Source organism: Mycoplasma sp. 744, from assembly GCF_034863305.1.
In the GTDB taxonomy this organism is placed as follows: Bacteria; Bacillota_I; Bacilli_A; order Mycoplasmatales; family Metamycoplasmataceae; genus Mycoplasmopsis.
Window position 1 is genome coordinate 1 of record NZ_JAYFFF010000004.1, and the last position, 13,521, is coordinate 13,521.

Here is a 13,521-nt window from a genome sequence, read left to right on the forward strand (position 1 = left end):
TATATGATCCTATTGTTTTAGGTGTTGAAGCAACAAGAATTATCGTTGAAAGTCACAATAAGTTTCCTGTTCCTTCTCTTAGGACGCTCTTTAATTGGATTAATAGTGGTTTATGAGCTCTAACATTTAAAGACAGACTTCGCAAACAATATAAAAAAGGAGGTAAAAGAACAGGTACGGTTGTGTCAAGATTGGCGGGCGCTAGATTTGTTCTCCCAATTGTGTTTAGACCTACAAATGTTAATGATCGGTCAAAATTTGGCCATTGAGAAGCTGATTTAATTGTAGGTAAGAAAGGCTCTGGCAGTGAGCATTTATTGACATTTGTAGAAAGAAAAACTAGATATGGTTTGATAAGAAAAGTGCCTAGCAAAAACCCTTGAATTGTGGCTCAAATATTGTTCGATTTAATCAAAGAAAAACGTCTTAACGTTAAGTCAATAACAATTGATAACGGCTTGGAATTTAAATGCTTTTTTATGATCGGTTTTAGATTAAAAATATTAATTTATAAAGCAGATGCTTATGCATCATACCAAAAAGGAACAGTTGAAAACTTTAATGGAATTGTACGAAGATATTTTCCTAAAAAAACAAATTTCAACAAGGTAACAGAGCAAGAAATACAGAATGTTCAAAGAAAAATTAATAATATGCCAAGACAAATGTTTGATTATTCTTCATCTGATGAATTATTTTTCGATCTTAATTATTATAAAGAACCTTGGAAAAGTGAAATTGCTGATATTGGTTTGTATAACCGTCCTTACAGGACGAGAGTTTCAAACACAAAAAGAAATTTATTCTTTAAAAAATTTAAAAAATAATTTATAGGATAGTTTTAAAAACATCACAAAAAACACCGTTGTCACATTTGGATAACGGTGTTTTTCTGTTGCAATGCACATTGCATTGGACCATAGGTATTATTAAATACCTATTTTTCATTAATTATTTCAATCGCAGGAAGAACTTCTCCTTTTAATAATTCTAAAGTAGCACCACCACCTGTGGAAACATGACTAAATAAATGTTCTTTATTTTGTTTTTCAACAAATGCAGCACTATCGCCACCACCTATAACACTATAAGCATTTTTTAAATTCGCTATGCCATTCATCAATCCAATAGTTCCATTTTGAAAATTATTAAATTCAATTACTCCTGCAGGACCATTTCAAACAATTGTTTTTGCTTTTTTCATTGCTGATTGAAATTTTTTCACAGTTTTTGGTCCAATATCCAAGGACATTTTTCCATCAGGAATATTAACTTCACAGATGGTTGGTTTTTCATCACTAAAGTTATCAACAATAGCATAATCTATAGGTAAAAACACTTTATCTTCACCATGTTTAGCTAAAAAATTTTTTGCAAATTCTAAATGATCAGCATCATATAATGATGTTCCTATGGTTCTGCCTTTTGCAACTTCAAAAGTATAAGCCATTCCTCCAACAATGAATAAACGATCTACTTTTTCAATTAAAGAATTTAAAACTGGGATTTTATCAGAAATTTTGCTCCCCCCCACAATGGCCATATATGGTTTTTCAGGATCATTAGTTAATTTGCTTAAAGCTTTTAATTCGTTTTCAACTAAATAACCAATAGCTGTTTCTTTAGAAAATTTTGCAATTCCATAATTTGAAGCATGCTTTCTATGTGCAGTTCCAAAAGCATCATTTACAAAACAATCTCCTAAATTAGCTCAATATTTAGCTAATTCTTCGTTGTTTTTACTTTCTGATTTATCATTTAAATCTTCATAACGAGTATTTTGCACTAAAAGAATTTCACCATTTTTTAATTCATTAATAGCTTTTTCTAAATTTGCGCCTTTAGTTTCTTCAACAAAAACTACTTTTTTCTTTAATAATCTTGCTAATTCAATAGCTACTGGAAATAAAGATTTAGTTTTTAAATCGTTATCACTTTTAATTCTACCTAAATGAGAAAGTAAAATTAATTTAGCATCTTCAGATAATATTTTTTTAATTGAAGGTAATGAAGAAACAATCCGCTTATTTGACATTATAATTCCATTATTAATTGGAACATTTAAATCTACTCTCATTATGACTTTTTTACCGCTTAAAGTTAAGTCATTAATTGTTTTTTTCATAAAAATACTCCTTAAATTTAAAGTTATAATTTATATTATAAAGTTTTATATTTATTGTTAAAAAAATTAGAAGAATTAATTTTAATTGTTTAATTTATAAGTTATTAAATCAAAAAAACTTTGTGGATCTAAACTAGCATTACCAATTAAAAAACCTTCGATATGTTCTGCATTAACCAATTTAGCAATAGAAATTTTATTGACACTGCCACCATATAAAACTTTGCTTTGATTTTTTGATCATTTTTTTATAAATTTACATACATCATTAGCTACTTGTGCATCAGCTGCTATATTTCCAATTGCTCAAATAGGTTCATAAGAAATTATTATTTGACTTTTATCCAAATCTTTTATAGTTTCTTCTAATTGTTTTATTATTATTTCTTTAGTTATACCTTTTTGATATTCTATACTATTTTCTCCAACACAAATAATTGGCGTTATGTTATTTTCTAAAGCCAATTTAGCTTTTAAATATATGTCATAATTATTTTCAAAATTAAATCTTCTTCTCTCTGAATGGCCCAAAATTACATACTTAACATTTAATTTATTTAAAATTTCTGCGCTTATTTCACCAGTAAAAGGTCCTTTTTTATAAAGTGATAAATTTTGTGCACCAATTTTCCAATATTTATTTTGTTCCTCATAAAGAATTCCTAAACCAATGTATGAAGGAGCAATTATAATTTCATAAGCTTTAAAAATATTTTCATAAGATTTTTTGTAAGAATTAGTTTCAATTAAATTATTAAACTCTTTAATAAATTTTTTAGTTTCTAAATAGTCTAAATTATTTTTTCAATTAGCCAACATTAACATTTTTTTCATTATTTAGTCCTCTAAAAGATTTAAAAAATCAGTTTCATTTATAGTTTTAATATTTAGTTTTTGAGCTTTAATTAATTTTGATCCAGCATTATCTCCTACAAGTAAATAATCTGTTTTATTACTTATATTAGATAATACTTTTCCTCCGTTTTTTTCTATTAAATCTTGATAATAATCTCTAGAATTAGTTAATTTCCCAGTTACTACAAAAGTTAAATTATTTAATTTTGTATTTTGTAAATTAACATCATTTTTTTTCACAAATATTAACTGTTTATCTAATTGTTTTAACAATTCAATATTGTCAGTATCACTTAAATATTTTTTAACAGATAAAATAATTTTAGGACCAATATTAAAAGAATTATTAATTTTTTGTAAATCTTTATCATCAATTAATTCACTAAAATTTTTATAATAGTGCGCAAAAATTTGAGATGCTCTTTGTCCTACATGTTTTATTCCTATAGCAAATAAAACTTTGGCAAATTCAGTATTTTTAATTTTTTCTATATTTTCAAGCAAATTCTTCACTTTTAATTCACCGTATTTAGGTAGAGATGTTATTTTTTCTTTATGCTGTTCTAAATTAAAAATATCAATTATTGATTTTAAAATATTTGCTTTATATAAATCTTTAACAGTATTTTCTCCTAAACCAGTTATATTCATAGATTTTCTTGAAGCAAAATGAATTATTGTATTAATGATTATATCTGGGCATTTTTTATTAAGACAAAATTGATCAACATTATTTTCATATTCTATAAGTTTTTCATTGCATGAAGGACAATAAATAATTTTTTTATAAGATGTTAAAGTATTTTTAACTGTTTGATTGGCAATAATTTTAGGAATTATTTCTCCTGCTTTGATAATTGCTACTTCATCGCCTATATCAATATTTAAAGTTTTTATAAAATTAAAATTATGTAATGTTGCATTTTGTACAATAGTTTGGTTAAGTTCAACCGGTTCTATAGAAGCAATATAAGTTATTTTTCCTGTTCTTCCAACAGTAGCTTTAATGTCTAAAATTTTACTTTTTGCCTGTTCAACTTCATATTTAAAAGCTATAGAATGTTTAGGAAATTTTGAAGTTTTGCCTAATTTTTCTCAAAATATTAAATTATTTAATTTAATAACTAATCCATCGGAATCATAAGGCAAATTATTTTTTACTAAAGAAAAATTATTAATTTCTTCTTCTAGATCTTCAATATCAACTATTTTAAAATAATCATTTATAGGAAGAGAGATATTTTTTATAAAATTAATTACTTCATGTTGTGTTTTTAAACCATATTTTTCTGGTTCTACTATTTCATACAAAAACAAACTTAATCCTCTTTCTTTAACTATAGTAGAATCCAATTGTCTTAAAGTACCTGAAGCAGCATTTCTAGGATTAGCAAATGTTTTTTCATTATTGAGTTGTGAAATTTCATTTAATTCTTTGAATTTTTCTTTTGAAAGAAAAATTTCTCCTCTTATTTCAATATAATCAAAAAACATTATTGATTTAAGTTTATTATCTATAGCCAAAACATTTTCAGTTACCTCTTCTCCTTCAACTCCATCGCCTCTAGTTACAGCTCTTATCAATTGTCCTTTATCATAATGTAATGAAATTGAAAGACCATCTATTTTAGGTTCAAGAAATAAAGTAACATCGTTTATTGGTACAATTTTTAAAATATTATCAAGAAATTTAGATATTTCTTCATAGTTATAAGCTTTATTTAAAGATAACATTGGTTTTTTATGTTTAAATTTTTTGAATTTATTATTTGCTTTTGAACCAATTTTTTTAGTTGGTGAATCATCTAAAATTAAATTTGGATAAAATTGTTCTAATTTTTCTAATTCTCTTAAAGCTAAATCATATTCTAAATCGCTCACTGTGGGATTGTCTAAATCATAATATTCATGATTTCAGCGATTGATATTATTAACCAATATTTTTATTTTTTCCTTTATATCTTTTTGCTCCATTTTTGCCTTTCTTTTAATTATTATGTTAAAAAAAGTTTCATTTCTAAGTAAAAAATATATTTTTTTACAAAAAAATATAAAAATAATAAAAATTATTAATTTCAGGTAGAATTAAAACATGAAAATAAAATTATTTGCAAAAATATTACCTAGTATTACAGTTATAACAATATTACCACTTGCAATCATTTCATGTGAAAATAAAGAATCAAAAAATACATTAAGTTTGCTAAATCAAAATTTGTTGAACTTAACAAATTCTTTAGAATATAAATTAATATATATAAAAAATAATCTTACTTTTAATTCTGGTAATATGAATCCTTTTAATTTATATGAATCTAAAGTATCAACAAATGAAAAACAATTATTAGAATTCATTATTAATGATTTTTTTAAAAATTTTATAACAACCGAAGAAATATATGGCAAAAACGTTTTTAATAGTAACAATTCAAATATTAATTTAAATAACCTTGTTAAATATATTCAAACATATAGTAAAAGTAGCGAATACTTAAAAAATACTTTCTTAGAAAATAATTCAACTTTATCAAAATTAATTGAAACAATTGATTTAATTGTTAAAGACTTAAGAACGCAATTAATTAATAATAGTAATAAGATAAGTTCTTTTTTAAATTCTTCTAATCTTAGTTATAGTTTAATACTAAAGAATAAAAATAAAATTTTAAATAATGATTTGCCTCTAATGCAAAATTGAATAATATTTTTAAATAATGATTTAAAATTTTTAAAAGAAACATTAATAAATGATAATATGTTAATATCAATTTCAGAAAATAATATAGAAGATTTTGATTATTCTAAAATTATCAATCACAACCATTCACACGCTAATGCTAACATGTTACAATTAACTATTGTGCTTGTCAAAATATTACAAAACTATTTAAATAATAGTGAAAATCAAAAAGAAATTATTATTAACAATATAAAACAAAATAAAATAGATAATGATAATGATTTTAATAATTTTCAAAATAATATTGAATTATTTTTTACCAAAATAGAAAATATTAAAGAACTAAAAATTTTAAATTTAAATAACTTACTAACTGCTTATTCACAAAACTATAATGAAATTTTAAACATTCTTGAAAATTTTATTAATATTTTGAATATTGATAAAAATAACATTGAAAAATAAAAAATAAGATAAAAAAATATCTTATTTTTTATTTATAAAATATTTAAATCCTTTAACGCTTTATAAGCGCCATCGTTTTCAACTAGATCAGCATGATAATCAGTAATAATCTTAATGTTTGGGTCATGATTTCCTAAACCAACACTAAAAGCAGCATTTTCTAACATTTCATAATCGTTTGTACTATCACCAAAAGCTATCATATTCTCACTAACACTTAAATTTAAATGATTAGCTAAAATTTCTAACGCATGATATTTAGTTACATTTTTTGGCGTAACAAATATACCTTTATTTCATTTAGAAGTAACTTCTAATGATAAATTATTATCTTTTATTATTTTAGAAACATACAATTCTAAACGATCAGTTGCTTCTTGATTAAAAGAGGTTAATGTTATGATATGAATATGTTCTTTATCTATTTCCTCAAAATTAATTGGTTTTAATTTATTTTGATGAGGAGTCAAAAATCATGTATTTTTATTTATCTGAGGAGAATGATATATATATTTCATATCAGGAACAGTAAGGCTTTCTAAATCTTTAAATTTTTTAACTTTTCCGTTTTCATCATATTGAATCTCTTTCCCAAACAATGATTCATAAAAAATTATCAAATCAGAAAGTTTTATAGAATTTTCATATAAATATTTTTTATTTTGATTATCGAAAATAAACATTCCATTAGCACCAATAAAATAATTGGCTTCTGGAATTTGTTCTAAAAAATTACCTATAGTAACAAAATCTCTTGCAGTTGATATTATTGAATATATATTATTTGATTTTAAATCTTTAAACATTCTTTTGATTCCCGGACTAAATTCAGGATTTCCAAACGGCATTATAGTACCATCAACATCAAAAGCCGCCATTTTTATTCTATTTTTAAGATTATTTCTTAATTTATTAGAATTCATTTTTTCCTCTCTTTTAATTTTATATTTAATACTTTAACAATCTATTACCAAAAAGTTTTACAACTTTACATTCATTATTATTTATTTGTATAATTCCTAAAATTATTGTAGTATCTAATTTATCTCTCAATAAATATAAATTATTATTTACTCTTTTTATATGTATTGATTTACCTTTTTTTAATTCTTTTATTTCATTATTTGATAAATCTAAAAAATCTAAATTAAATTTAAGACTATCATTAATTTTAGCAAAAAGTTTGTTTTTTAGTAATGAAATATTAAGTCCAGAAATTTCGATTCTCTCTAATTCTAATAAATGTGAATATGTATTTAAATAAAGTCCTAAATCATTAGCTAAAGATCTTATATAGGTTCCGTTAGATACTTTTATTTTTATTGTTAAGGTTTGTTCAAAAATATTGAAATTAATTATTTCTATCTCCTTAATTTCAATATTTTGATTTTTTAATGAAATTGTTTTGTTTTCTCTAGCATATTCATAAGCTTTTTTTCCATTAATTTTTTTAGCACTATAAATCGGAGGTTTTTGTATTTTTTGTTTTAAAAATCACTCTTTTATATTAAGCAAATCATTTTGATAAATTGTTTTATCAGAAGTATTTATTATTTTTCCTGTTAAATCATAAGTATCTGTTTGAGTCCCAAATTTTATTTTTGCTGCATATATTTTTGTTTTTGATTTTAAATAATCTAATAATTTTGTATCTTCATCTGTAGCAACTAACAATAAACCTTTAGCAAATGGATCCAATGTACCGCTGTGCCCTATTTTTTTTATATTATTTTGTTTAGCAAATTCTTTTATCGCAGCAAAAGAAGTTATATTTTCTTTTTTGTATAATAAATAAAACATAAATAAAATAAGCCTTTAAGGCCTACTTAAAAATTCTTTCGTAAATTTCATCATATGTTTTAACAGGTATAAATTTAATTTTTTCAGCTACTTCTTTTGGAATATCAATAATATTCTTTTTATTACCGTAAGGTATAAACACTGTTTTTATTCCTTTAGTAAAAGCTGCAAATGATTTTTCTTTTAAACCACCTATTTCTAAAATTTTACCTCTTAAAGTAATTTCACCTGTCATGGCAATATTTTTAGAAACTTTTTTATTGGTTAACGCAGAAATTAAAGCTGTTGTAAAAGTAACTCCAGCACTTGGACCATCTTTTGGAACTGCACCTTCAGGAACATGAATGTGTATTTCATTTTTATCAAAATTAAAATTATTTATTCCAAATTTAGATGCATTAGATCTAACAAAAGTAAGTGCTATATTTGCAGATTCTTTCATAACATCTTTAAGCGATCCCGTAAGTCTAATACCTCCTTTGTCACTTTCAAAAGTAGTTACTTCTATTTGCAAAGTAGAACCGCCGTATGTGGTATATGCCAATCCATTAACAACTCCTATTTCAGATTCATTAGTTATATTTTGTTCAGTAAATTTAGGAACTCCTAAAAATTCTTCTATTTGTTTTTTATTCACAATAAAATCTTCAATATTTTCACCTGATACTACTTTTGTTACTATTTTTCTAGCGATTTTATCTAATTGTCTTTTTAAACCTCTAACTCCTGCTTCCATAGTGTAATGTTTAATTATATACTCTATAGTTAAATCATCTATTTGAAATTGATTTGGTTTTAATCCTGCTTGTTTAATAACAATATCAATTAAATGTTCTCTAACTATTTTTATTTTTTCACTAATGGTATAACTACTCAACTCTATAATTTCTACTCTATCTAATAATGGAGCAGGAATATTTTCATAGTAATTTGCTGTAGCAATAAACATAACTTTAGATAAATCATATTCATGTTCAACATAATTATCTTGAAATTTAGTATTTTGCTCAGGATCTAAAACTTCTAACATAGCAGAAGTAGGATCGCCTTTATAATCAGATGACATTTTGTCAATTTCATCTAATAATATTAATGGATTAGAAACTCCAGCTTTTTGAATGGCTTTTATAATTTTGCCCGGCATAGCACCTACATATGTTCTTCTGTGGCCTCTTATTTCGCTTTCGTCTCTCACTCCACCTAAACTAATTTTTATATAACTTTTATTTAACGCCTCTGCTATAGCTCTTGCTAAAGAAGTTTTTCCAGTACCAGGAGGCCCTACTAATGTTAGAATAGGGACGTTGTTAAAATCTTTTTGTATTTTATTATTTTGATTTTCTTTAAATAGATTTAAATCTATTTGAGTTTCTTGTTCTAAGTCAATTAATTTACTATTATTTTCCTGCAAATTATTATTTTTGTGATTAATTATTAAAGCCAAATATTCTATTATTCTTTGTTTAACTTCTTTTAAACCATAATGATTTTTTTCTAGTATTTTTTTAACTTTATTTATATCTAAAGATTCTATTTCGACTTTTCTTCATGGCAAGGATTTTAATACAGAAATATATGATTGAATAATATTGGAATCAGGAGTACCTTGCATACTTTGTTTTAATTTTTCTGTTTCATATTCGATTAATTTTTTTACAGATTCTGGATATATATATTTAGCTTTAGGATTATTTAAATTTTTATAATATTCGTCGTTGTTATCTAAAGAATTTGGATTGTTTTCATTTATCGTATCTTTTATAGCTTTTAATTTTTCTCTTAAAATAAAATCTTTTTGTTGTTTATCCAAATTATTTTTCATTTTTTCTGCTATTTCATATTCTACTTGCAAATCCAATAGTTGTTTTTCTTGTTCTTCTATTTCTTTTGTTTCTTTATCACCTAATTTTTTCATAAATATCGCTCCTTTATTCAGTGAATAATAATTAACCATTTCTAAATATAATTTTTTTGCTTCTTGTTCATTTTTTAATTCTTTAACTTCTTCTTTTGTGTCATCATGATTTAAAAGAATATCATAATAATTATCTGGAATTAAACTTTCATCTTTTTGTGCAAATTCTTTAAAATTTAGATAATCATATGTATCATAAATTATAAAAATTTTTTTTAATTCTTTGCTATTTAAAATATTATCATTAACAGAAATCGACACTAAATCTCTTAAACGATATGTTAAGAATTCCAATTGATCAATAATAGGTCAATTAATCATTATTAATCTTTCATAATTAGATATGCAAGCAAATATAGCGTAGTAAGATATCATTCTATAAATAAACTTATCAATGTTTTCTCATGTGTTAATAATAAAATCTACAGTTTTTTCATTGTAATTAAGCATATCTTTAATTGATATAGATATATCATAATTTTTAAATGAATAAAATGAATAATATGTTCTTAAAATATTAATGTATTTTTTTGAAGATATTCCATATTTATTTTTTTTAATAATATGATCAATTAATTTTAAATATAATTCAGTGCCAAATAGTACTGAAAAATAATTATAAAATTTTTTAAAACTATTTAAAAAAGCAATTAAAATTTCTTTTTTATTTTGCTCATTAATATCATTTTCAACTATTATTCTGTTATAATCTTCAATTTTATTAATTTTATTATCAGGATCATCGCCATTTTCATCATAAATATCTTCTTCATTATAAGGATGAATGAAATCAATATATCCAATACATTTTAATGTGATATTAAAAGTGTTGTTTTTATTTTTTGTTATATCATCTAAATATAAATAAGATCCTCTACTAAAAAATTTTTTTAAAATAATAATTTTTCTTTTTCTATTTCTATTAACAACAAAATTAAAAAATTTATCATTTTTATCAGCTATAATCGGGCTAGCTACTAAATATTTTGAATAATCAATGTTTATTTTATCTATATCTGGGTTTTCTGATTTTTTATAATACACAGCTATAAATTTTAATTTTTTGTCTTTATTATTTCTTCTAAAATTATTATATTCAGAAAAAATAAATTCTCACTCAGAAGATCATGGTACTTTTATTTTTCGATAATCATTATTTAAAAAAACTCATGAATTACTTCACTTAGATTCTAGATCAAAATAAAGAAAATTTTCGAAATCTACCATATCACTTTCCTTTTAATTTATTATTTAATGACAAAATTAACTATTTTATTAATAATGAAAATTTCTTTTATTATTTTTTTATTTTCTAAAATAGATTTAATTATTTTTTTGGCTTCTGTTAAAACATATTCTTGATTATTTTTTTCAACGGGAACAATTATTTGATTTTTGAATTTTCCATTTACAGTAATTGGATAAATTATTTCTTCATTTAATAATGCTCTAGGATCTAAGGATATTTTACTTAAATTTTTTAAACCAAAAAATTTATCGCTAAGTTCTCACGCTAAATGAGGCATGAAAGGTTCTAAAATGTTTAATATTATATAAAAGAATTCATTATTTAATTCTAAGTTATTTATATTATTAAAATCATTTAATATTTCCATACATAAAGCAATAATAGTATTAAATGAATTATTGTTTGAGATAAAAATATTATTAAATTTTTCAACTAATTCATACATTTTTTTTCTAGCTTTTTTTTCAATAGAATTTAATTTGCTAAAATCAAATGTTTCTAAATAATTTTTATAATCAAATTTATTATCTAGTATTTCATAAGATTTTTGAATTATTCTGTTAATAAATCTTTGACAACCTTCTATTCCAGTATCAGATCACTCAAGATCTTTTTCAGGAGGAGCGGCAAATAATATAAATAAACGCACTGCATCTGCGCTATATTTATTAATCATTTCTTCTGGACTAACTGTATTGCCTTTTGATTTAGACATTTTAAAACCATCTTTTAAAACCATCCCTTGCGTAAGTAATTTATTAAATGGTTCTCTGTAATTTAATAATTTTAAATCGGCTAAAACCTTAGTGAAAAATCTTGAATATAATAAATGTAAAATAGCATGTTCAACACCCCCTATGTACTGATCTACATTTTTTCAATAATTAACTTCTTCATCAAAAATAACATTATTTCTTTTAGATAACGCAGTTGTATATCTAGCAAAATATCAACTTGATTGTCAAAAAGTATCGAAGGTATCGCTTTCTCTTTGTGCTATTTTATTACACTTAGGACAAAATGTTTTTAATCAATCAGAATTAGTTAAAATAGGATTTCCTTCTCCATTAAATTTTACTTTTTCTGGTAATTTTACAGGTAAATTAGAAATTTTTTCAGGTACAATACCACAATCTTTACAATGAACAATTGGTATAGGAGCACCTCAATATCTTTGTCTACTAATACCTCAATCTTTTAAATTTGCTTTATTGCTTTTTATATAATCTATATCAAACAATTTGTTTTTTGTGTTATTCTTTTTAATATTATTTTTAATAGCAAATTCTTTATATGTTTTGTTTTCATCAATATTAATAATTAATATATTTTCATCAGTTAATGCGCTTGCAAAATCAGTTATATATATTGGTAAACTAAAATTTTTAGATTTAGCTGAGCAAGGCAATTTAAATAATAATTTTTTATCAAACTTTTTTGCCTTTGCATTATTTGTTATAACATTAATTTTTTCTAAATCTTCTTGATTTAATACATTATCATCAAATAATTTTTTAATTAATTTATTTTTTGACGATATAGCTAAAAAATCAGCATTAATTAATTCTTGATAATTATTAAAAAAAACATTTAAATTATGATTATTAACAACAAAATTAGTTTCATAACCTTCGTTATAATTAATTCAATTCTTTTGCATTAATAAAACTTTTTCAGGTCAATAATTTTTAAGTTCTGACAATGAATCTTGTAATTCTTTTGCATATTTAGTAATTTTTACATAATATTGAGGCATTAATTTCTGAATAACTGGTTCATCACATCTTCAACATTTACCATTTTCCACTTGTTCATTAGCAAGTACTGTTTTATCTTTTTCACATCAATTTAAAAACGTTTCTTTACGATAAATTAATCCTTTTTCTCACATTTTTACAAAAATTAATTGATCAAATTTAGTGTAATCTTCATCAGCGGTAATAATTTGTCTACTTCAAGTAAAAGAAATACCCAATTTTTTAATGCTCTCATTCATTTTATTTATGTTTTGATATGTTCATTCTTTAGGATGAATATTGTTTTTTATTGCAGCATTTTCTGCTGGTAAACCAAACGCATCTCAACCAAAAGGATGTAAAACATTAAATCCATTTTTACGATAAAAACGAGCAAATACATCGCCTAAAACATAATTTCTTACATGCCCCATATGTATATTGCCACTTGGATACGGAAACATACTTAAAATATATTTTTTGGGTAAATTAAAATCATTTTTAGGTTCAAACAATTTATTTTTTAGTCAAAAATTTTGTCATTTTTTTTCTATTAATTTAACGTCATAATTCATTGTTTATACCTCAATTTTATTTTATTTTTGTTAATAATATATAAATATAATACATAATACAAATTACTATTAATTATATTAAAAAAGTTGTTATTTTTATTTTTTACTATTACATTATTAT

Annotated in this window: 9 protein-coding genes; 2 read left to right on the forward strand and 7 right to left on the reverse strand. The window is 22.9% G+C overall.

Annotated elements, in window-relative coordinates; genetic code table 4:
- Window positions 1–827: IS30 family transposase (locus tag VBM87_RS02150; RefSeq protein WP_323177182.1), on the forward strand; the 827-nt coding region annotated here is incomplete at its 5' end.
- Window positions 828–937: 110 nt separating this feature from the next.
- Here VBM87_RS02150 and VBM87_RS02155 read toward each other — a convergent pair.
- From VBM87_RS02155 to ligA, 3 genes are all read right to left on the reverse strand, one after another.
- Window positions 938–2,125, reverse strand: a complete 1,188-nt coding sequence (locus tag VBM87_RS02155) for a phosphoglycerate kinase (RefSeq protein ID WP_323177183.1) — start codon at window positions 2,123–2,125, stop codon at window positions 938–940.
- Between the two features lie 81 nt (window positions 2,126–2,206).
- Entirely contained in the window at window positions 2,207–2,959 is a 753-nt protein-coding gene (locus VBM87_RS02160; protein ID WP_323177184.1) for a triose-phosphate isomerase family protein, read from the reverse strand.
- A 3-nt stretch (window positions 2,960–2,962) separates the two neighbouring features.
- The gene (ligA, locus tag VBM87_RS02165; protein ID WP_323177185.1) at window positions 2,963–4,954 is read right to left on the reverse strand and encodes an NAD-dependent DNA ligase LigA; all 1,992 of its coding nucleotides are present in this window, start codon (window positions 4,952–4,954) and stop codon (window positions 2,963–2,965) included.
- 118 nt (window positions 4,955–5,072) lie between these two features.
- Between ligA and VBM87_RS02170 the strand changes: the two genes are divergently transcribed.
- Window positions 5,073–6,125, forward strand: a complete 1,053-nt coding sequence (locus VBM87_RS02170) for an MAG5150 family histidine triad lipoprotein (protein WP_323177186.1) — start codon at window positions 5,073–5,075, stop codon at window positions 6,123–6,125.
- 32 nt (window positions 6,126–6,157) lie between these two features.
- Here the strand turns inward: VBM87_RS02170 and VBM87_RS02175 are convergent, their stop codons facing one another.
- Genes VBM87_RS02175 through VBM87_RS02190 form a run of 4 tightly spaced genes read right to left on the reverse strand, consistent with a single transcriptional unit; the run spans window position 6,158 to window position 13,400 of the window.
- A complete protein-coding gene (locus tag VBM87_RS02175) occupies window positions 6,158–7,048 on the reverse strand; it encodes a YcsE-related riboflavin metabolism phosphatase (RefSeq protein WP_323177187.1) in 891 nt (296 codons plus the stop codon).
- 25 nt (window positions 7,049–7,073) lie between these two features.
- Entirely contained in the window at window positions 7,074–7,925 is an 852-nt protein-coding gene (gene truB, locus VBM87_RS02180) for a tRNA pseudouridine(55) synthase TruB (protein ID WP_323177188.1), read from the reverse strand.
- A 22-nt stretch (window positions 7,926–7,947) separates the two neighbouring features.
- Complete coding sequence (gene lon / locus VBM87_RS02185; RefSeq protein WP_323177189.1) at window positions 7,948–11,067, reverse strand: endopeptidase La; 3,120 nt, start codon at window positions 11,065–11,067, stop codon at window positions 7,948–7,950.
- 20 nt (window positions 11,068–11,087) lie between these two features.
- A complete protein-coding gene (locus tag VBM87_RS02190) occupies window positions 11,088–13,400 on the reverse strand; it encodes a class I tRNA ligase family protein (RefSeq protein ID WP_323177190.1) in 2,313 nt (770 codons plus the stop codon).
- Between the last annotated feature and the right edge of the window lie 121 nt (window positions 13,401–13,521).